This is a genomic window from Alicyclobacillus acidoterrestris (assembly GCF_022674245.1).
In the GTDB taxonomy this organism is placed as follows: domain Bacteria; phylum Bacillota; class Bacilli; order Alicyclobacillales; family Alicyclobacillaceae; genus Alicyclobacillus; species Alicyclobacillus acidoterrestris.
Genome location: NZ_CP080467.1, coordinates 920854 through 940000 on the forward strand (window position 1 = coordinate 920854; position 19147 = coordinate 940000).

The 19147-nt window shown below is 52.5% G+C and carries 12 protein-coding genes, 19 tRNA genes and 2 rRNA genes (1 of these 33 cut by a window edge); 10 read left to right on the forward strand and 23 right to left on the reverse strand.

Annotated features, from left to right (window positions below):
- Window positions 1-46: 46 nt before the first annotated feature.
- On the reverse strand, window positions 47-754 hold the full coding sequence (locus K1I37_RS04260) for an SGNH/GDSL hydrolase family protein (protein ID WP_021298420.1): 708 nt from the start codon (window positions 752-754) through the stop codon (window positions 47-49).
- Between the two features lie 377 nt (window positions 755-1131).
- Here K1I37_RS04260 and K1I37_RS04265 point away from each other — a divergent pair, with 377 nt between their 5' ends.
- The 7 genes from K1I37_RS04265 to K1I37_RS04295 all read left to right on the forward strand — a co-directional run bounded on the left by K1I37_RS04265 (window position 1132) and on the right by K1I37_RS04295 (window position 8246).
- Window positions 1132-2001, forward strand: coding sequence for a helix-turn-helix domain-containing protein (locus K1I37_RS04265; protein WP_021298419.1), 870 nt, complete (start codon window positions 1132-1134; stop codon window positions 1999-2001).
- Window positions 2002-2028: 27 nt separating this feature from the next.
- The gene (locus K1I37_RS04270; protein WP_021298418.1) at window positions 2029-3420 is read left to right on the forward strand and encodes an extracellular solute-binding protein; all 1392 of its coding nucleotides are present in this window, start codon (window positions 2029-2031) and stop codon (window positions 3418-3420) included.
- Between the two features lie 73 nt (window positions 3421-3493).
- Complete coding sequence (locus K1I37_RS04275; protein WP_021298417.1) at window positions 3494-4471, forward strand: carbohydrate ABC transporter permease; 978 nt, start codon at window positions 3494-3496, stop codon at window positions 4469-4471.
- The gene (locus tag K1I37_RS04280) at window positions 4468-5331 is read left to right on the forward strand and encodes a carbohydrate ABC transporter permease (protein ID WP_021298416.1); all 864 of its coding nucleotides are present in this window, start codon (window positions 4468-4470) and stop codon (window positions 5329-5331) included. Before K1I37_RS04275 ends, K1I37_RS04280 begins: the two co-directional genes overlap by 4 nt.
- A gap of 83 nt (window positions 5332-5414) precedes the next feature.
- The gene (locus K1I37_RS04285) at window positions 5415-6242 is read left to right on the forward strand and encodes a sugar phosphate isomerase/epimerase family protein (protein ID WP_021298415.1); all 828 of its coding nucleotides are present in this window, start codon (window positions 5415-5417) and stop codon (window positions 6240-6242) included.
- 32 nt (window positions 6243-6274) lie between these two features.
- Window positions 6275-7351, forward strand: coding sequence for a Gfo/Idh/MocA family protein (locus K1I37_RS04290; RefSeq protein WP_021298414.1), 1077 nt, complete (start codon window positions 6275-6277; stop codon window positions 7349-7351).
- A 64-nt stretch (window positions 7352-7415) separates the two neighbouring features.
- Complete coding sequence (locus K1I37_RS04295; protein WP_021298413.1) at window positions 7416-8246, forward strand: sugar phosphate isomerase/epimerase family protein; 831 nt, start codon at window positions 7416-7418, stop codon at window positions 8244-8246.
- Window positions 8247-8326: 80 nt separating this feature from the next.
- Here the strand turns inward: K1I37_RS04295 and K1I37_RS04300 are convergent, their stop codons facing one another.
- Window positions 8327-9307: a YpdA family putative bacillithiol disulfide reductase gene (locus K1I37_RS04300; protein ID WP_021298412.1), complete on the reverse strand. Its 981-nt coding sequence runs from the start codon at window positions 9305-9307 to the stop codon at window positions 8327-8329.
- Between the two features lie 173 nt (window positions 9308-9480).
- On the opposite strand from K1I37_RS04300, the gene K1I37_RS04305 reads away from it, so the two are divergent.
- On the forward strand, window positions 9481-10047 hold the full coding sequence (locus tag K1I37_RS04305; RefSeq protein WP_021298411.1) for an FAD-dependent oxidoreductase: 567 nt from the start codon (window positions 9481-9483) through the stop codon (window positions 10045-10047).
- A 280-nt stretch (window positions 10048-10327) separates the two neighbouring features.
- Here the strand turns inward: K1I37_RS04305 and K1I37_RS04310 are convergent, their stop codons facing one another.
- The 21 genes from K1I37_RS04310 to K1I37_RS04410 form a co-directional block, all read right to left on the reverse strand.
- Entirely contained in the window at window positions 10328-11653 is a 1326-nt protein-coding gene (locus K1I37_RS04310; protein WP_021298410.1) for an MFS transporter, read from the reverse strand.
- Window positions 11654-12032: 379 nt separating this feature from the next.
- Entirely contained in the window at window positions 12033-13466 is a 1434-nt protein-coding gene (locus tag K1I37_RS04315; protein WP_031219260.1) for a tetratricopeptide repeat protein, read from the reverse strand.
- A gap of 99 nt (window positions 13467-13565) precedes the next feature.
- Window positions 13566-13642 (reverse strand) — tRNA-Ile (locus K1I37_RS04320).
- Window positions 13643-13647: 5 nt separating this feature from the next.
- A tRNA-Asp gene (locus tag K1I37_RS04325) sits at window positions 13648-13724 on the reverse strand.
- A 4-nt stretch (window positions 13725-13728) separates the two neighbouring features.
- A tRNA-Ser gene (locus K1I37_RS04330) sits at window positions 13729-13822 on the reverse strand.
- A 6-nt stretch (window positions 13823-13828) separates the two neighbouring features.
- Window positions 13829-13903: transfer RNA gene (locus tag K1I37_RS04335), tRNA-Glu, on the reverse strand.
- 43 nt (window positions 13904-13946) lie between these two features.
- Window positions 13947-14021: transfer RNA gene (locus tag K1I37_RS04340), tRNA-Val, on the reverse strand.
- Between the two features lie 4 nt (window positions 14022-14025).
- Window positions 14026-14099: transfer RNA gene (locus K1I37_RS04345), tRNA-Gly, on the reverse strand.
- A 1-nt stretch (window position 14100) separates the two neighbouring features.
- A tRNA-Gly gene (locus tag K1I37_RS04350) sits at window positions 14101-14175 on the reverse strand.
- 59 nt (window positions 14176-14234) lie between these two features.
- Window positions 14235-14309: transfer RNA gene (locus K1I37_RS04355), tRNA-Glu, on the reverse strand.
- Between the two features lie 7 nt (window positions 14310-14316).
- Window positions 14317-14392, reverse strand: a tRNA-Thr gene (locus K1I37_RS04360).
- Window positions 14393-14396: 4 nt separating this feature from the next.
- Window positions 14397-14471, reverse strand: a tRNA-Asn gene (locus K1I37_RS04365).
- A 3-nt stretch (window positions 14472-14474) separates the two neighbouring features.
- Window positions 14475-14550: transfer RNA gene (locus K1I37_RS04370), tRNA-Ala, on the reverse strand.
- Window positions 14551-14552: 2 nt separating this feature from the next.
- Window positions 14553-14635: transfer RNA gene (locus K1I37_RS04375), tRNA-Leu, on the reverse strand.
- Window positions 14636-14658: 23 nt separating this feature from the next.
- Window positions 14659-14735, reverse strand: a tRNA-Pro gene (locus K1I37_RS04380).
- A 7-nt stretch (window positions 14736-14742) separates the two neighbouring features.
- Window positions 14743-14819, reverse strand: a tRNA-Arg gene (locus K1I37_RS04385).
- 2 nt (window positions 14820-14821) lie between these two features.
- Window positions 14822-14896: transfer RNA gene (locus K1I37_RS04390), tRNA-Gln, on the reverse strand.
- A 7-nt stretch (window positions 14897-14903) separates the two neighbouring features.
- A tRNA-Trp gene (locus K1I37_RS04395) sits at window positions 14904-14979 on the reverse strand.
- 32 nt (window positions 14980-15011) lie between these two features.
- Window positions 15012-15087 (reverse strand) — tRNA-Thr (locus K1I37_RS04400).
- A 1-nt stretch (window position 15088) separates the two neighbouring features.
- A tRNA-Thr gene (locus K1I37_RS04405) sits at window positions 15089-15163 on the reverse strand.
- A gap of 5 nt (window positions 15164-15168) precedes the next feature.
- Window positions 15169-15244 (reverse strand) — tRNA-Lys (locus K1I37_RS04410).
- Window positions 15245-16249: 1005 nt separating this feature from the next.
- Here K1I37_RS04410 and K1I37_RS04415 point away from each other — a divergent pair.
- Window positions 16250-17781, forward strand: a 16S ribosomal RNA gene (locus K1I37_RS04415).
- Between the two features lie 240 nt (window positions 17782-18021).
- Window positions 18022-19147: ribosomal RNA gene (locus tag K1I37_RS04420) — 23S ribosomal RNA — on the forward strand; it runs 1818 nt beyond the window's last position.
- The 16S and 23S rRNA genes sit together here, the layout of an rRNA operon.

Below are 19147 nucleotides of genomic sequence, written 5' to 3' on the forward strand. Positions count from 1 at the left end.
AGATTGACGGTTCAAATCTAACCAATGGCCGAAATTGGAACAACGGTTACGTGCGTGCGGCAAGCGTAACCTGCTCAAAGCGCGCGGATAGCCCGTCCAGTACGACCTGAGTGAGCCAACGATAACCGTCTGCGGTGAGATGAATGCCATCCAAACTAATGAAATCATCGCCTGATGCGAGTTGTTCGAATGGTTTACGGACATCAATCGGATTTACCCCTAACTGAGAGAGTCGCTTGCGCAGCGCGTCATCGTAGCCGCGGTGCCAGTACTCAATACCGCCACACAGCGCGATCCACTGTGCGATTTCTGTGCCAAACGTCGCCGCGAGATGCTTGTAATAACGTACAGGGTGCAGGGGAACCAGCGTCATCACCACAGGGGTGGCGCCAGCGGATCGAATTTTCTCTACGAGTGCCGTGATATTGTCGATGTATCGCGGCAACGGGACATACGGTTCATGGTCTGCGTCCGGCCGCTTTGCGACCTCATCCCAGCGAAAGTTGCAATCGTTGCCGCCGATTTCAATGAGAACGGCATCTGGATGAAGGGACAACACATCCTTGTCCAGTCGCTCGAGCAGCAAATCGGAGTTGTCGTTAAACACGCCGCGATTGACAATTTCGACAGAATCGCTTCTTTCATCAAACGCTTCTTGCAACAGTTTTGGGTAATTGTCTCGCAGAATTCTCAGGCGACCTCTTTCAAATGATACGCCTCGGGTTAAACTATCTCCGGCGCACACGATTCGCATATGCCTCTCTCCTTTACTAGACCTTCCTAGCAAATTCTATTTTACTGCAATTTCATAAGTGAGATGGTATACCCCCTTGCGTTGCACACAGCGTTTGAGGCCTTTTCGCAGGTTACGCACGCGAGAATATGGACTCCGGTTTTGCTCACCCTTTTCTTTCCAAGCAATTTGCATCAATACGCTGACAAAATAGCGCAATATTTATCAACACAATCGCGGGCAGGCCGAATAACATAAACAGCAAAATGATAACGCTTACATTTGTTTGCTTCATCGTTTATTCAGATGTTTGAAAGCTGGAGGTGACTGTCTACCGCTTCCCTCCATTGGTGTGTGAGATACTTTGGCGCGAGGATTCCGACTTGGAGGTAGGAAAGATGTCCCAAACAGACTACCTGACGAATCGCATCCTGACTGAGGACACTGTATACGTGCAGTATCGTAAAACAGCAAAGGCACCGAACATCGCGCAGCCGCACACGCATTGTGGGTATGAGATTTATTATTTTCAACACGGTGAGGCGACTTATATTATCGGCGACAAAGTATACGCGCTCAAACCGGGAGACATGTTGTTGTTTCGGGGGGAGATTGTGCATCTCGTAAAACCGTCGGAACGCGTCCCGTACTTGCGCAGTATCCTCAATTTCCGGGAGGATGCTTGCGGTTCACTCGATGCATTGGTACAGAAGAAACTCGCACAGTTATTTGGGGCGTCTGGGGGACAGATAATCCATTGGACAGAGGAAGAACGTGGGCAAATCGAACACCTGTTTTTCAGTATTGCCCAGGAGGCCCGCCGCCGAGAAGTTGGCTATCAGGATATGATGCATGCGTTATTGACGGTCCTTGTTTTACGAATTATCCGCAAGCATGAAGCGGATTTAGTGAGGAATCGAATCATACGTGGCAACGGGCAACGCGAGGCCAATATCGAACGAACGCTTCACATTTTAAATCAGAAATTTCGGAATCGTATTTCCCTGGAGGACGTGGCGGAGCAAGTGCATTTAAATAAGCACTATTTGTGCCACTGTTTCAAGCAAGTCACCGGATTGACGATAAACCAATATGTCACGAAATTGCGCGTCGATGAAGGGAAGCGGCTCTTGCTACACACGAACAAACCAGTGGTTGTCATCGCGGAGGAGGTAGGCGTAGGTACTGCGGCACAGTTCAGTCGAATGTTTCGCCAACAGGTTGGGGTGTCGCCAAATGCTTACCGTAGAGGCTGCCATGTCGACTGAGAAGAATCGAGCATAGGGGGCAGGACGATGCGTATGAATCGAGCGTTCAGGAAGCGTGCATCTGTCACGGGTATGGCAGGTCTGGCCGTTCTGACAGTGGCCGGTATTACCGCTTGTGGGGACGGGACATCTGGGGCGGGGAATTCCACAGGAGGCACAAGTGGAGATGTCACCATCAGTGTTTACGTTGGGGCGGATACGTTGGACGCACAGGCCCAAAAGGATTTGTTTAATAAAACGTTGATTCCAGAGTTTGAGAAACAAAATCCGGGCATCAAGGTGAAGTGGTCGACGTACGCCTCTTCCTCCGAAGAAAATACGTCTTTACAGACTGCCGTGACGACGCACCAAGGGCCGGATGTGTTTGAAGTCGGAACCACGCTCGTTCCAACGGTGTTTTCGACCAATGCGTTCCACGTTCTAACCGATGCGGATTGGAATGCAGTAGGTGGTAAAAGCAAGTTTTTTGCGCCGCAGTTGACCATGTCCGGACCAAGTGCCGATAAGGACGTAGCAATCCCTGAGTATATGTTGCCATTTGCACTCGTCTACAACAAAAAACTGTTCAAGGAGGCGGGAATCTCATCACCTCCGACCACCTGGACTGAGTTTGTCAACGATGCGAAGAAGCTGACGGATGCAGGAAAAGATCAGTGGGGAACGGAGATCGATCCCGCTGACTCGTATGACCCATGGAAAATCAATTGGGGGTACACCAGGCAGGACGGTGGCGATTTCCTCAGCCACGACTTAAAGACCGCGACGCTCGATTCGCAGCCGTCAGTCAATGCGCTCACGTTTTGGTTTGATTGGATCACGAAATACCATATCGCGTCACCCAATGACGTCACGTACAAATCCACTGACGCTATTAAGGCATTTGAGAATGGTCACGTCGCGATGCTCGTGATGCAGGGGCCTACCTTGATTCCATCGTTGAACCAATCTGCCGTCAAATCGGATTACGCGTTCGCCCCACTGCCGACCGTCCCATACGGCATGTCCGCTCGACCAACGGGCGGCGTTCCAGCGCAGACCATTGTCTCCGGCCAAGATTTAGCCATTCCGAACTATGTGACGGGCGCAAAATATGACGCGGCGCTGAAATGGATTAAATTCGTGACGGATCCGAAACAGCAAAAGGAATTCTATGATGTCTACGGCTATTTGCCGGTCAATCAGAGTGTGTACGGACAATACAAAGAGTTACAGACGCCGCTCATTCAGTCATGTGTCGATGCCGAGAAGAATGCCTCGCCGACGCCGTTCACAGGTGCGTGGGGCAATCTCGAGGTGGTCTACGCAGGGGTTACGAATAAAATTGCGGATGAAATTGCCACAAACAGTTTTCAAGAAGGCGATATCGCACAGCTGCTGAAGGTGGCCAACACGCAGGTTCAGGCTTCACTGCAGAACTGAGGGGAAGACGACAACTGCGCATCCCGGATGCCTGTTCACCGACTGGTTTCCTGCTCAGTGAGGAGGGAGAATCGTGAATCGTTCCGAAGCCGTGCCAGATGAAACGATTGATTTGCAAGTCATACAGTCCGTCCATGGACGGCGTCGCACGGCACACAAGCGCAATCGAGTGCCGCTTTGGATGCTCATCCCGGCCGTGGTGTTGTTGGTGATTGTGGTGATAGCGCCGTTTTTGGTCAGTATCTACACGAGTTTTACAAAGTTGGACCAATATACAATTGCCAACTGGACGGCAGCGCCGTTTGTCGGCTTGAAAAATTATCTCAGTGCATTACACCAGGGGAATGCACTAGGGGCTTCTGCCCTCCAAAGCGTGTGGGTGAGCGTCGCGTTCTCCGTGCTGACGACGCTCATCATCACACCCATTGGTATCATCGCAGCACTACTCGTCCACCATCCATTTCGCGGACGCAGATGGGTCCGCGCGCTGTTTTTGCTCCCCTATGTCATGCCCGTGTTCGTCAATGCGATTACGTGGCGACTCTTGTTTATGAACGGTTGGGGGCTGATCGACAGGGTGCTCGCATTTCTTCACATCGCGAGCAAGAATACCTTTTGGCTCATTGGCCCGAATAGTTTCTGGGCCATGACCATCGCGGATGTCTGGTCGTCTTGGCCGTTCATCTATCTGATGGTGCTCGCTGGACTTCAAAATATTCCAGGCGATCTCTATGAATCCGCGACGATTGACGGCGCGTCGCGCGTGCGCAGTTTTTTCTCCATCACATTACCTATGCTGCGTCCCATTCTGGCATTGGCGCTGCTCTTGTCGACGCTCAACCATTTCAACAACTTCACGTTGCCATTCATGATGTTCGGTACACCGCCTTCGCCACAGGCCGACGTATTGCCGCTAAACGTCTACGTCACCTCGTTCCAAACGTTTAATTTCGGACTCGGCGCGGCGATGTCCATTCTTACCTTAATTTTGATGATGATACCTGCATTCTTCTACATTCGCATGTTGCGGCTGGGGGAGGCGACATCATGACCAGTCTCGTCGCACAACGCGCGCATTGGAATCGACTTCGTATTCTTGGCATTGTCATCTTCGGATTGGCGATTTTGTTGCCCATGGCTTATGTCATTTTGATTTCTCTAACACCGGACACGGAAGTTGGCGGCGGCGCAATTTTCCCAACGCACATCGCCTGGAACAATTACGCTATGATGTGGCAGACAGTACATTTGGCCAGCGATATTAAAAATAGCATTCTCATCGCGGGCGTCACGGGTATTTGCGCGACGGTTATCGCGCTCGGGGCCGCTTATGTAATTGCGCGCTTTCAGTTCAGGGGGAGAAAGACGTTTTTGTACGCGTTGGTGACGATGCAAACCATCCCACAGGTCATGATGCTATTACCGCTGTTCGTCATTTTCGTCATCATTCAAAATGCGATTTCGGTGCATCTAGTGGGGCAGTATTACACCGTTATCATCACCTACATGACATTCGCGCTCCCTTTCGCATGTTGGCTCTTATTGTCTTACATGGCCAACATTCCGGTCGATTTGGAGGAAGCCGGTCTGATGGACGGATGCACGCGGTTACAGGTACTCCGCTACGTCGTCTTGCCGCTGGTCCTTCCAGGAATGGTGGTCACCTTTGTCTTCTCCTTTTTACTTGCTTGGAGTGATGTGTTGTTTGCGAGTGTTTTGACGGGACCGGCGACGCAAACCGTGGCGGTCGGTCTACAGGCTTACATTGCGAGCGGTGATGCCGGTGGGGATGTCCTCTGGGGGCAGTTGATGGCGGCTAGTTTGACCAGTGGTATTCCCATCGTGATCATATTCCTGTTTTTGCAAAAGTACATTATCGGTGGCTTGGCAAACGGCGCAGTGAAAGGGTGATGGATTTCTACGACACGCGAACCGTCGATGTAGCTGGCGATTGTTTTGCAGCGACAAGTTGATACGCGAAAGGGTGTGAGGGATTGGTCACTTTAAGTGCGTTTGCCGATGAAATCTCATCTGATTTGAATGAGCAACTGGATGTTCTAGAATCGACAGGCATTCGACACCTTGAATTTCGCGGTGTGTGGCATAAGAACGTGATCGATCTGACAGATGAAGAATTGGAGCAAGTGCGTTCTGTGCTCCGCGCGCGTGGGTTTAAAATTTCAGCGATTGGTTCGCCAATCGGAAAAATACGGATTACCGACGATTTTGGTCATCACCTAAATCAACTGAATCGGGCAATTGATGTGGCTCAGTACTTCGGCACGAAGTATATTCGGATTTTTTCGTTTTTTATCCCACAAGGGCACTCGGCAAAGGATTATCGCAACGAGGTATTGTGGCGCCTTCAGGAATTCGTTCATCGCGCACAGACGGCTGGTGTCGTGTTGCTCCATGAAAATGAGAAAGGCATCTACGGTGATATCACAGAGCGCTGTGTCGATATTTTCTCCTCGTGTCCATCGCCTCACTTCAGAGCGGCATTCGATCCGGCAAATTTTGTGCAATGTGGGGTTCGTCCTTACACAGACGCGTTTGCTGCGCTAGAGGCCCAGATTGAATACGTTCACATCAAGGACGCGTTGCTGGAGAGTAAACGCGTCGTCCCTCCCGGCGAGGGGGATGGCGAATTGCGCGACGTGTTGTCCGCTTTGTTCGCGAAGGGCTACGACGGGTTTTTGTCGATTGAGCCACATTTGGCGCAAGCGAAACCCTTTTCTGGATTTAGTGGCCCGGAGTTGTTTCGGGTCGCGGCGGATGCGTTGAAGGATATGCTTGCCGAGCTTCATCAGACTTGGCGATAGGCTATCAAAGATTATCAGGAGGCGAAACGGGTATGGCAGAGACGTTGGGATTTGGTGTCATCGGGTGTGGGGTCATTGGGCATAAGCACGCACAGGAGATTGAACAGCTGGAGGGCGCTCGACTGGTGGCGGTTGCCGACGCAATTCCTTTGCGCGCAGAGGAACTTGGCGGGGTGCATGGGGTGGATTGGTATGAGGATTTCCACCAGATGCTTTGTCGTCCCGATATCGGCATTGTCAATGTCTGTACGCCTAGCGGTATGCACGCCGATATCGCGATAGAGGTCGCCAAGGCTGGCAAGCACGTGATTGTGGAAAAGCCGATTGATATCACGCTCGCCAAGGCGGATGCGATGATTCAAGCCTGCCGTGACGCGGGGGTGAAGTTGTGCGTCATTTCGCAACATCGGTTTGACCCATCCACCGTGCGGGTGAAGCAGGAAATCGCCGCAGGAAGCCTCGGCAAGCTCATTCTCGGTGAAGCTGCTGTCAATTGGTATCGGTCTCAAGGCTATTACGACAGTGGTGATTGGCGCGGAACATGGGCTTTGGACGGCGGGGGTGTCCTGATGAACCAATCGATACACACGATAGACCTCCTACAGTACTTGATGGGGCCCGTCGAAAGTGTTCATGCGCACACAGCCACGATGGCGCACGAGCGGATTGAGGTGGAAGACGTAGCGACGGCGGTCGTCCGCTTTAAGAACGGGGCACTCGGAACCATCGTCGGCACGACGGCGGCTTACCCGGGGTTGTCTGCACGCATTGAACTGTTTGGTACGACGGGGAGTGCCGTGATCGACGCGGATAGATTAACGCATTTATACCTCATGGAGGCACCCGTGCAACGGATGAAACATCACGTGGAAACCGTGAACCTTGCGACGGCCGAGGCGAACCCGAATGAGGCAGTGGCTGCTGCTGCAAGTGATCCCGCAACGATTTCAGACGCCCACCGACGCCAGTTCCGCGACATGATGGAAGCGATTCGTGAGAACCGAGAACCGTTGGTCAATGGGGAAGAAGGACGCAAAGGCTTGGAGATTATCCTCGCCATTTACCAGTCTGCGAAGACCGGGAAAACGGTGACTTTGCCGCTTGTCTGAGGCTTGTCGTGCAGTTTTGACACGTCGATTGTCAGTCAAATCTCGTGAAAAGAGGTCTGGATACATGCGGATAGCCTATTCCAATCTCGCTTGTCCGGAGTGGTCGATGGAGGAAGTGATGCGGCGTGGTGCTCTCTATGGATACGACGGAGTGGAGTTGCGCCTGTACGATGGCGAGGTGCTTCCTTTTGACTTAGGTGCGGAGGACAGACAAAAAATTACGCGGCTCGCGAAAAATCATGGACTGGATATCGTTTGTCTTGGGGCATCGACGCGGTTTGCGATGGAGGATAGAACAGCGCGCCAGCAGAATGTACAGGAACTGATTGCCTATGTAGAATTGGCCGCAAAGATGGAAGTGCCGATGGTGCGAACGTTCGGCGGTGTGGCAGGTTCGCCAAACCTGCAAGACCCTGAATATGTTGCGCGCTGTGTCGAACGGGTAGCCGAGTCGCTTTGCCAGGTCGCGCCACGGGCAGAGGAGTTGGGTGTGGAAGTCTTGCTTGAAACGCACGACGAGTTCTCTTCGTCGGCGCTCGTTCGTGACGTGCTACAGCGTGTCGAGAGCGAGTACGTCGGGGCGATTTGGGATACACATCACCCTGTTCGCATGCATGAGACGGTAGAGGAGACGTACGCGAATTTGGCGGATAGACTGCGACATGTGCACTTGAAGGATGCGGCTCGCAACGGCGACGATTGGCAACTGGTCGTTTTTGGCGAAGGGGATGTCCCGGTGGCGGATATCGTCCGTAAATTGCAACAGACAGGTTATAACCGGTATGTCACTGTCGAATGGGAGAAGAAGTGGCACCCTGAAATTGCTGCTGCAGCCATTGCGCTACCACAACATATTGAAATACTGAGAGGGTATCTCAAGGACGCTACCCTGTAATCGGTATAGACTTATCGACTACGTTTTTCTGTGAAGAACGACCGGCTAACCGGACCGGCCGTTCTTTGCTGTTTCGCAAGTCACATGGACCGTTTGATGATGTCATTCACTATCGGTTGTCCATGAAAGCGCCCCGTTTCGATAAAAATGCGATTGGCATCATATCCGGAAACAATGACGCCGGCAAGATAAATGCCTGAGACGTTCGTCTCATACGTCTCTTCGTTGTACGCTGGAATGCCCGTCTTTGCATCGACGTGAATCCCTAATTGTTGCAGGAAAGACATGTCCGGGTGGTAACCGGTCAGTGCCAGGACGTGATTGACCTGGAACTGCAGCTGGCCGTTTGGGGTCTCCACATCGACGGCATCTGGATGGATGCGCGTGATCTTGGAGTTGAAATAGTACTCTATCCGGTTGTTCTTGATTAGGCTCTGAATTTCCGGCTGTACCCACGGTTTGATTTTGGAGGACAGCTCAGAGCCACGATGGATCAGTCGCACCTTCGCGCCGATGCGATACAGGTCGATGACAGCCTCGGCGGCGGAGTTGGTCCCTCCAACGACCACAACACTTTGGCCGTAGTACGGATGGGCATCTGTATAATAATGACTGACGTGCGGCAGGTCTTCTCCCTCGACGCCGAGCCAGTTTGGATTGTCAAAGTAGCCGGTTGCGATGACAATGGCTTTCGCAAAGTACTCGTGGTCGAGGCCGGTTCGTGTCCGCGTGCGTATCCGATATGCCTTGGACGGTTCGTCGTAGTGCACGTCGTAGACGGTTTCGTACTGGAGCACAGGCAATTGCAGTCTGTCCACGACTGTTCGGTAATAGGTGAGTGCCTCGTGTCGCGTTGGCTTCGCACCGTACGTGTAGAAAGGAACCCCACCGATTTCTAGTTTTTCTGGCGTGGAGTTAAAGACCATTTGCGTCGGGAACCGATAAATCGTGGATGCAATACAGGATTTATCGAGGACAATGTGATGAATATGATGTTTCTGCAGCTCGGCTGAAACGGCTAAGCCACAGGGACCAGCCCCAATCACACAGACATTGTACATATTGTTTCTCTCCTCTAGCTCTCTTCTCTCTGTTCAAATTGTACGCTACAGTCTCCGCGAGTTCCAATTGACGCACGCCAAAGTGACTTCATGGGTACATCGTAAAATTGGTGATTTTGGGGAATGTTTGCGTTAATCTATCTTTGCAAGCAAATTTTCGGGAGGGATGAACGATGTACGACATCGCGATTATTGGGGCCGGCCCCGCGGGTGGAAGTGCAGCACTGTTTAGCGCTCGGGCGAATAAAAAGACTGTATTTTTCGATAGTGATCAGGGCGTGACACGTCGCGCGCTGCTGCGCAATCACTATGGCATCGCCGAAATTGGGGGGCCCGATTTAGTCGAGGTAGGGCAGCGTCAAGCGACTGAGGCTGGTGCAGAACTCGTCCGGAGCAAAGTGGTTGATGTTCAGAAAAATGGCGATACATTCACAGTGAAGACGGAGGACGGAACGTTCGAGGCCCGATACGTTATCCTTGCGACAGGTCTCTGGGCAGATTTGGCGGAGTCCATCGGTGTCACGACAAAACCGGCCACCGAACCGCGGATTAAGACCATTGTCGAGGTGGACGCGCAGGGGCGCACGAACATTCCAGGTATCTGGGCTGCTGGCACCATTGCGGGCACGAGCGTTCACACCATTATCACTGCGGGGGACGGCGCGAGAGTCGCGATTAACCTGATAAGTGAAATCAATGGGGAACGCTATGTCGATCACGACGTACTCCCAGCGAAGTAACCTTAGCCTTCCCACTGAAAAATCGGCGCGACGTAATCTGATGAGGTCACCACAAGGTGGCCTCTTTCTGGAAAAGCGATGCGCTTTGGAAAGGTGAATTCGTTGGAGGACGATTGATTTCTTGAAAATGCAAGAGGTTGTCGATGACCCGTCGGCACCGACGAACTCAGACAACCTCCTGAACTGAAGTGGAAAGAGGTTACGCTTTCATTGTAAGACACAGATGTATCCGATTACAACTATCCTACGGCGTAGGTTTGGCGCTTACTGTGAAGCGATTTTAATCGTGCAGCCCATTATCCAGTGAAAATGGCTCTAGTTGCTTGCCTTTGCGATACCCGCGCCAGAGTGGGATGACTGCTATTGCTGTGACAACCATCCAGCCAGCAAGTGCATAAAAGCCGACGTTGAACGAATTGGACGCATCGGCGATATTCCCAACCACGGTTGGCCCAAATGCCGCCGCCACATAGGAGACGCCGTTGAACACGCCGGAGGCAAATCCAGATACGCCTTGTGGACTCATCTCTTGGACAATGGCCCACATCGGCCCCAAGGTGCTGGCGAGCATACCTACGCCAAGGGAGATAAACGTGATGGAGATGCCGAGTGAATGTGTGACAGTGCCGATATACGAGAAGATTGCCGCAACCACATATCCGAATGACCAGAGCCGTGAGCGCACGCGCTGCTTCCGATCTCCAATGTAGCCACCGGCCAAGGTGAAGACTGTCGCGGCTATCCAAGGCAGGATGGCAAAAATACTAGCTGAACCGAACGTTTGGTGCCGCTGTTGTTCTAAGTAGGACGGTAGAAATGTTCCGATTCCCCAAAAGCCGGGTTGATATCCGCAATAGGCGAACAAGGCAAACCAGTACTTGTGATAACCAAATACCTTCTTGGCCTCCGCCCAAAACTGGCTTTGTGCAAGTTTTTGAGGCGCGCTTTGTCCGGCGCGGATGTATTGAATCTCTTCGGGTGAGATTTTCTTATCGTCTTCTGGCGTGTTTTTTGTCCAAAACCAAATGAGCGGGAGTGCGACAAACAAGCCAATCGCAGCCAGGACGAAGAAACTCTGGCGCCAACCAAAGGAACCGACAATCCACGCGAGTAACGGGTAGGAGAACGCTGGAGCAATAAATAGGCCGCTCAACCAAATGGAATTGGCCCGGGCCCGTTCCTTATCTGGAAACCACTGTGCGGTTACCATGTTCACGGAAGGCCCCATGATGGATTCGCCGACGCCCAACAGGACTCGGAGAATCAGCAACACGGTGTAATTTGTGATAACTCCACTTAAGACCATACAAATTGTCCAGCCGATGATGGCGAGCGCAATGCCTCGCCGACCACCCAGTTTGTCGCTAATTGGACCTGTAATAATATTGACTAATCCATACGGCAGCAGGAAAGCAGTGATGAGTACGCCTTGTGCAGCTTTGTTACCAGCGATGCCAAAGGTTTGGTCAAAGTTGTGATTTGCAATTAAAACAGCGACGTTCGTTCTATCGAAGTAAGCGACAAAGAAAGCAAACGAAATGGCAATGACGACCCTGATTCGCCTGCGGGTGGGGATGCCATGTCCAGTGCTGGCAGAACTCTGCAACTTCAACACTCCCGTACTTAAAATCAATTCCAAACTGATAGACAACTCAACCGCCGTTCCATATCGAAGCGTATGAAGGCGGTTTCCTATTGCGCCTCACGATGCGGTGCGTTCACCTCCCCTCCTAGTCTAGCTCGCGATTGTGCGATTGTATACTAGTATTACAGAGTCGTCAAACACGTCAAACGATGGCTACAGGCCCCGAATTGCGACAGATGTGGTTGCTCGGTGTACTCGGCCGGAGATCGAATCTGGTCATGGGTCAAATCGGAACGATCACGGCATCGTTGGAACAATTGGAGAGCAGATTTCGTAGGTGGGAGGTCACATGCTAGGCAGAGTGAATGTGAAAACGGGGCTGTCATCAGCCCCGTCATTGCTATAATTTTGGGTCGATCAACATTTGCTGAACGGCGGTATAGATGTTGTCGACGTATTTCCGACGGTATGTCCAGAGCGGGTCTGGATCAGGGGGATTGACCACCATCGTCGCGTTGGCCTCAAACAGTATGATGTCGCCGTTTGCGCTTAAGCCGAAATCGACGCCCGCGTAGTCCAGCCCTAGCGTTTCCTGAATAGCCTTTAGTGCGGCCATGCCCCGAGAACCAATGACATCTGGCATGTTCTCTAGAAAAAAGGCGTCTTCCAAACGGTTGTCAGCGTTTTTGGCCATGTCTGCGGTGAAGTAGTGAACTTTCCAGTCTTTTGATACAGCAACGTGCAGCGGGTACAATTCTCCATTGATCATCATGACGCGGTACTTTCGAAACAGCCCGTCTTCCGCACTGGTGTCGATATATTGTATTACGAAGAGCGGGTCTCCTGGGATCTCGGTAAGCATTCTTGATAATCTCTCGGGCGTATCCACTCTCTCAAAATGTTGCCCAGTGTGATATCCAGGTGCGCGCAGTAACAGAGGGAGTTCGAAGCCGCATTTCTGTAACAGCTCGATGGCATCTGACGACGCAAGGTGTCGTCGCGGCACAACCGCCATCTTGGGGGTGATGACGCCTTCGATATTGGAAAGCCGCTCGGCTATGCGTACACGCCCTGTTTCAAGGATCGCCTGCGGAGAATTGATCACAGGGGCATTTGTTCGGGCGATCGCACATTGTGCTGCAAGGAGTGACGATTCAGCGAGATCCGCATCACTGATGGCATTGAAGACAACGTCGTGTTGTGGAAGCGGGGTATTCTCGTCGAGGAAATCGACAAAAACAATAAATACGTGGAAAATTTGGTTGGTGAGAATTGTCTTTATGGGTGTATTTCCGCTTGTTGTAGAGACGAGCAAAAGTAAGCGTACTGGTGTTCCTTGGCCACGAAAGGGCAATTCTGTTATGGCGTGATGCTGAAACCCTAACTTCCGATGGAACATAGCCTTCTGTTCGTCGCCCAATTGCGTCAGGATATAAGACATTCCTTGATGTGCTTGATAATGGTCGGGATTGAGCTCGAGGGCCCGCTCAAAATGCACACGTGCGGATTCCATCTCCCCCTCTTCAAATAGGAGATTCGCTAAGTTGACGTGTCCCATCGGATCGTCCGGGTGACATGCCACGGCCTGCGTGTATGCGGTTCGAGCTGCTGAGCGATACCGAGATTCGTGAAGAAGCGTGCCTAAGTTATTTAATGAACCGCGATGCGTTGGATCCACCGAGAGAATTTGCAGGTACTCATTTTGCGCTTCTATCGTGCGGCCCATTTCAGCAAGTAGGCAGGCTTTTTCAAATTTGAGATGGAGGGAGGCGGGGTGGGCATTCAATTGTTGTTCTAGGTTTTGAAGGGCAATGGTTTGCAGTTGTCGATCCACAAAAGTCTCCCCATCGTTCGTAAAGTGACTGCAGATATGATTTTGGTAAAGGTCATTATTCGCAAAAAGAGCAACCAACTCATGTTGGTTGCTCTTCGTTGGTGGGCCCAGGTGGACTCGAACCACCGACCTCACGATTATCAGTCGTGCGCTCTAGCCAGCTGAGCTATGGGCCCAAATATGGCGGAACTGACGGGATTCGAACCCGCGGTCTCCTGCGTGACAGGCAGGCATGTTAGGCCTCTACACCACAGTTCCTCAGTGGCGGAGTGAGAGGGATTCGAACCCTCGATACGTTTTTAAGACGTATACTCGCTTAGCAGGCGAGCGCCTTCGACCTACTCGGCCATCACTCCATACAATGGTGACCCTAAGGGGATTCGAACCCCTATTACCGCCGTGAGAGGGCGGCGTCCTAACCATTAGACGATAGGGCCAGACGCGTTCAAGCGGTCAAAAGCTTGACGCGCCGTACGCACTTGGTGCGGTTAATAGGAATTGAACCTATGACCCCCACCGTGTCAAGGTGGTGCTCTCCCTCTGAGCTATAACCGCATAATGGAGCGGGTGAAGGGAATCGAACCCTCGCTCTCAGCTTGGGAAGCTGACGTTCTACCATTAAACTACACCCGCATGGAGCGGAAGACGGGATTCGAACCCGCGACCCTCGCCTTGGCAAGGCGATGCTCTACCCCTGAGCCACTTCCGCAAGAAGCGATTGAAATTATATATCCTAGTTGTACAATCTGTCAAGATATTTCTCAACAGTGGTGACCCCAGCGGGATTCGAACCCGCGTTACCGCCGTGAAAGGGCGGTGTCTTAACCGCTTGACCATGGGGCCATTGTACTGGAGCTCCCAACCAGGCTTGAACTGGTGACCTCATCCTTACCATGGATGCGCTCTGCCAACTGAGCTATGGGAGCAAATTGGCTCCCCGAGTAGGATTCGAACCTACGACCCTCCGATTAACAGTCGGATGCTCTACCGCTGAGCTATCGAGGAATGTGGTGGAGGTAGACGGATTTGAACCGACGACCCCCTGCTTGCGGAGCAGGTGCTCTCCCAGCTGAGCTATACCCCCATTGGTCCCGGAGGCCGGACTCGAACCGGCACGGTTTCCCGCACGATTTTGAGTCGTGTGCGTCTGCCAATTCCGCCACTCCGGGATGAGCATGCAAATCAATTGCACTGGTCGGAGCAGCGGGATTCGAACCCACGACCTCCTGCTCCCAAGGCAGGCGCGCTACCAAGCTGCGCTATGCTCCGTTATATGTGGCGTGCCCTGAGAGATTCGAACTCCCGACCTTTTGATTCGTAGTCAAACGCTCTATCCAGCTGAGCTAAGGGCACACTGGCTGGGGAAGAAGGATTCGAACCTTCGCATGACGGTACCAAAAACCGTTGCCTTACCGCTTGGCTATTCCCCAACAAATATGGCAGGGGCGGCAGGACTTGAACCCACGACATGCGGTTTTGGAGACCGCCGTTCTACCAGCTGAACTACGCCCCTATACCTGGGTGGTCCAACAATGGAAACCACTCTGGAGCCAGCGACAGGAATCGAACCTGCGACCTACTGATTACAAGTCAGTTGCTCTACCTGCTGAGCTACGCTGGCATGGAGCCACCTGTCGGATTTGAACCGACGACCTGCTCATTACGAGTGAGCCGCTCTACCCCTGAGCCAAGGTGGCAAAACTGGTGAGCCATCCGCGACTCGAACGCGGGACACCCTGATTAAAAGTCAGGTGCTCTACCGACTGAGCTAATGGCTCTCGCTTGTGCTCTTGAATTAGGCAGTAGCCAATTTAACACGGCTACAGATGCAAGTCAAGCAGTATGTTACAAATTCCTACGCGATAGATGCAGAGGGGAGACCTGGCGATACGTATATAGAAAATCCCTTCATATATAGTCCTGCGTAAGTCCCGAGGGAGTGTCATCCGAATGCGGTTGGGAATGCAGGTAGCTGAGACGTTCGGCGTCATCTATTTCGCACAATCTTATCTACGGCTACATGCGCTTTAGCTGTTTCGATCCATCCATATATGTTTGCTGGCCTCCTCATCATTGGGATGGGATAGTCTTGCACGCATAGGCGATACATCGCATAATTAGCCTTGTGGCGAACGATGGGCATCGGACGAGATGTGGATGGATTTCGTACCATGAGAGATGGTGTTGGAATTGAACCATATCGATCCGCCCAAGGTATCGATTCACCCAAGCTCCACCCAAGAAAAGAAACATCCGATAGCGAGTGAATGTTTATTTGCACTTCAATATGGGGCTGAATCAGTCTGGGCTGAACTGGGGCGGCTGGGCGTATCAATGCTGCTGTTGTATGGGTGCTTTAGCGTGAATTCGCTAAGATGCATTGAGGAAACGGATATCATGCATAATAGTTGACGTGCTGTTGCATGCTGTGATATTATTCTCACCGTCACTTTGCAACGTTGTCCTTTCATCAAGACGTGTTGTGAGTCATAGAAAGGATACTTGCAGAGGTGATTATCTACATCGGTCGGCTGTAGTGACGCCATCGTTTGTGTAGAAATTACCAGTGACAACGAACGTCAGTTCGTGATATAGTACTTAGGCTGCTTCGACAGAAGCGGCACTTGCTTGAAAGAATCACTTCATCTGGTTCCTCGTTGAATCAGTCTTCGTGGGGCTTTCACAGCAGGTTTGGTTCCTTGAAAACTGAACACACACGCCTAAAAGTTTCGGTCAACGTGACCTTTGGTCACAGCGACGATTGAAACATATGTAACAACGCCATTTTTGAGAGTTTGATCCTGGCTCAGGACGAACGCTGGCGGCGTGCCTAATACATGCAAGTCGAGCGAGCCCTTCGGGGCTAGCGGCGGACGGGTGAGTAACACGTGGGCAATCTGCCTTTCAGACTGGAATAACACTCGGAAACGGGTGCTAATGCCGGATAATACACGGGTAGGCATCTACTTGTGTTGAAAGATGCAACTGCATCGCTGAGAGAGGAGCCCGCGGCGCATTAGCTAGTTGGTGAGGTAACGGCTCACCAAGGCGACGATGCGTAGCCGACCTGAGAGGGTGACCGGCCACACTGGGACTGAGACACGGCCCAGACTCCTACGGGAGGCAGCAGTAGGGAATCTTCCGCAATGGGCGCAAGCCTGACGGAGCAACGCCGCGTGAGCGAAGAAGGCCTTCGGGTTGTAAAGCTCTGTTGCTCGGGGAGAGCGACAAGGAGAGTGGAAAGCTCCTTGTGAGACGGTACCGAGTGAGGAAGCCCCGGCTAACTACGTGCCAGCAGCCGCGGTAATACGTAGGGGGCAAGCGTTGTCCGGAATCACTGGGCGTAAAGCGTGCGTAGGCGGTTGTGTAAGTCTGAAGTGAAAGTCCAAGGCTCAACCTTGGGATTGCTTTGGAAACTGCATGACTTGAGTGCTGGAGAGGCAAGGGGAATTCCACGTGTAGCGGTGAAATGCGTAGATATGTGGAGGAATACCAGTGGCGAAGGCGCCTTGCTGGACAGTGACTGACGCTGAGGCACGAAAGCGTGGGGAGCAAACAGGATTAGATACCCTGGTAGTCCACGCCGTAAACGATGAGTGCTAGGTGTTGGGGGGACACACCCCAGTGCCGAAGGAAACCCAATAAGCACTCCGCCTGGGGAGTACGGTCGCAAGACTGAAACTCAAAGGAATTGACGGGGGCCCGCACAAGCAGTGGAGCATGTGGTTTAATTCGAAGCAACGCGAAGAACCTTACCAGGGCTTGACATCCCTCTGACCGGTGCAGAGATGTACCTTCCCTTCGGGGCAGAGGAGACAGGTGGTGCATGGTTGTCGTCAGCTCGTGTCGTGAGATGTTGGGTTAAGTCCCGCAACGAGCGCAACCCTTGATCTGTGTTACCAGCACGTAGAGGTGGGGACTCACAGGTGACTGCCGGCGTAAGTCGGAGGAAGGCGGGGATGACGTCAAATCATCATGCCCTTTATGTCCTGGGCTACACACGTGCTACAATGGGCGGTACAACGGGAAGCGAAGCCGCGAGGTGGAGCAAAACCTAAAAAGCCGTTCGTAGTTCGGATTGCAGGCTGCAACTCGCCTGCATGAAGCCGGAATTGCTAGTAATCGCGGATCAGCATGCCGCGGTGAATCCGTTCCCGGGCCTTGTACACACCGCCCGTCACACCACGAGAGTCGGCAACACCCGAAGTCGGTGAGGTAACCGTTATGGAGCCAGCCGCCGAAGGTGGGGTTGATGATTGGGGTGAAGTCGTAACAAGGTAGCCGTATCGGAAGGTGCGGCTGGATCACCTCCTTTCTACGGAGAAACAAGGCTTTTAGGTGTTGTGTGTTTGGTTTTGAGGGAGCCAACGTCTCATATGAGACAAGGTAAACTCAAGGCGCGTTTCCGACGGAAGTTGGAAGGCGCATGTACCTTGGCAACTGAATATGGAACAACCTCGAAATAGTAAACCGGTAACCGAAATGCGAGTAACAGGTAACAATAGCCGGATAACTGGATGAAGTGACTGGTGTAAGTCAGTCATGGAGTCGAAACGGTGAAGTTAGGAAGAGCGCACGGAGGATGCCTAGGCGCCAAGAGCCGAAGAAGGACGGGGCGAACACCGAAATGCCACGGGGAGCTGTAAGCGAGCATTGAGCCGTGGATGTCCGAATGGGGAAACCTGCTAGTGTGAAGCGCTAGTACCGTACACTGAATCCATAGGTGTACGGGGGCAACCGAGGGAACTGAAACATCTAAGTACCTCGAGGAAGAGAAAGCGAATGCGATTCCGTCAGTAGCGGCGAGCGAAAGCGGAGAAGCCTAAACCGGATGCGTGGTACAGACTGCAGTCGATGCGCATTCGGGGTCGAGGGGCTGTTGGCGGCAACCTGCAGGGAGCCAGCAGGAAGCAATCCGTAGGAGAACGGCATGGGAAGGCCGGCCATAGACGGTGAGAGCCCGGTATCCGAAACGGAATGTGGAATGTGCAACAGACCCCAAGTACTGCGGGACACGAGGAATCCCGTGGGAATCTGGGAGGACCACCTCCTAAGGCTAAATACTCCTTGGCGACCGATAGCGGATAGTACCGTGAGGGAAAGGTGAAAAGAACCGCGGGAGCGGAGTGAAATAGAACCTGAAACCGTGTGCTTACAAGCAGTCGGAGCATTCAAGAGATGTGACGGCGTGCCTTTTGTAGAATGAACCGGCGAGTGATGATGGCAAGCAAGGTGAAGGCGAAGGAGCCGGTGCCGAAGCGAAAGCGAGTCTGAATAGGGCGGATAAGTTTGTCGTCATCGACCCGAAACCGGGTGATCTACCCCTGGTCAGGGTGAAGTGCGGGTAACACCGCATGGAGGCCCGAACCCACTGGCGTTGAAAAGCCAGGGGATGAACTGGGGGTAGGGGAGAAATTCCAATCGAACCCGGAGATAGCTGGTTCTCCCCGAAATAGCTTTAGGGCTAGCGTCAGGGAATGAGTTGTGGAGGTAGAGCACTGATTGGGTGCGGGGCCCGCGAGGGTTACCAAGCTCAGTCAAACTGCGAATGCCACAATGTCGAAGAACCTGGCAGTCAGACTACGAGTGATAAGACCCGTGGTCAAGAGGGAAACAGCCCAGACCAACAGCTAAGGTCCCAAAGTACTGGTTCAGTGGGGAACGATGTGGCGTTGCACAGA

What these genes read in the sequence shown, in the direction of transcription:
- K1I37_RS04295 (WP_021298413.1), top strand. Translation starts at nt 7,416, where the DNA reads ATGCGGATAGCCTATTCCAATCTCGCTTGTCCGGAGTGGTCGATGGAG.
- K1I37_RS04300 (WP_021298412.1), bottom strand. Translation starts at nt 9,307, where the DNA reads ATGTACAATGTCTGTGTGATTGGGGCTGGTCCCTGTGGCTTAGCCGTT.
- K1I37_RS04280 (WP_021298416.1), top strand. Translation starts at nt 4,468, where the DNA reads ATGACCAGTCTCGTCGCACAACGCGCGCATTGGAATCGACTTCGTATT.
- K1I37_RS04305 (WP_021298411.1), top strand. Translation starts at nt 9,481, where the DNA reads ATGTACGACATCGCGATTATTGGGGCCGGCCCCGCGGGTGGAAGTGCA.
- K1I37_RS04270 (WP_021298418.1), top strand. Translation starts at nt 2,029, where the DNA reads ATGCGTATGAATCGAGCGTTCAGGAAGCGTGCATCTGTCACGGGTATG.
- K1I37_RS04290 (WP_021298414.1), top strand. Translation starts at nt 6,275, where the DNA reads ATGGCAGAGACGTTGGGATTTGGTGTCATCGGGTGTGGGGTCATTGGG.
- K1I37_RS04265 (WP_021298419.1), top strand. Translation starts at nt 1,132, where the DNA reads ATGTCCCAAACAGACTACCTGACGAATCGCATCCTGACTGAGGACACT.
- K1I37_RS04260 (WP_021298420.1), bottom strand. Translation starts at nt 754, where the DNA reads ATGCGAATCGTGTGCGCCGGAGATAGTTTAACCCGAGGCGTATCATTT.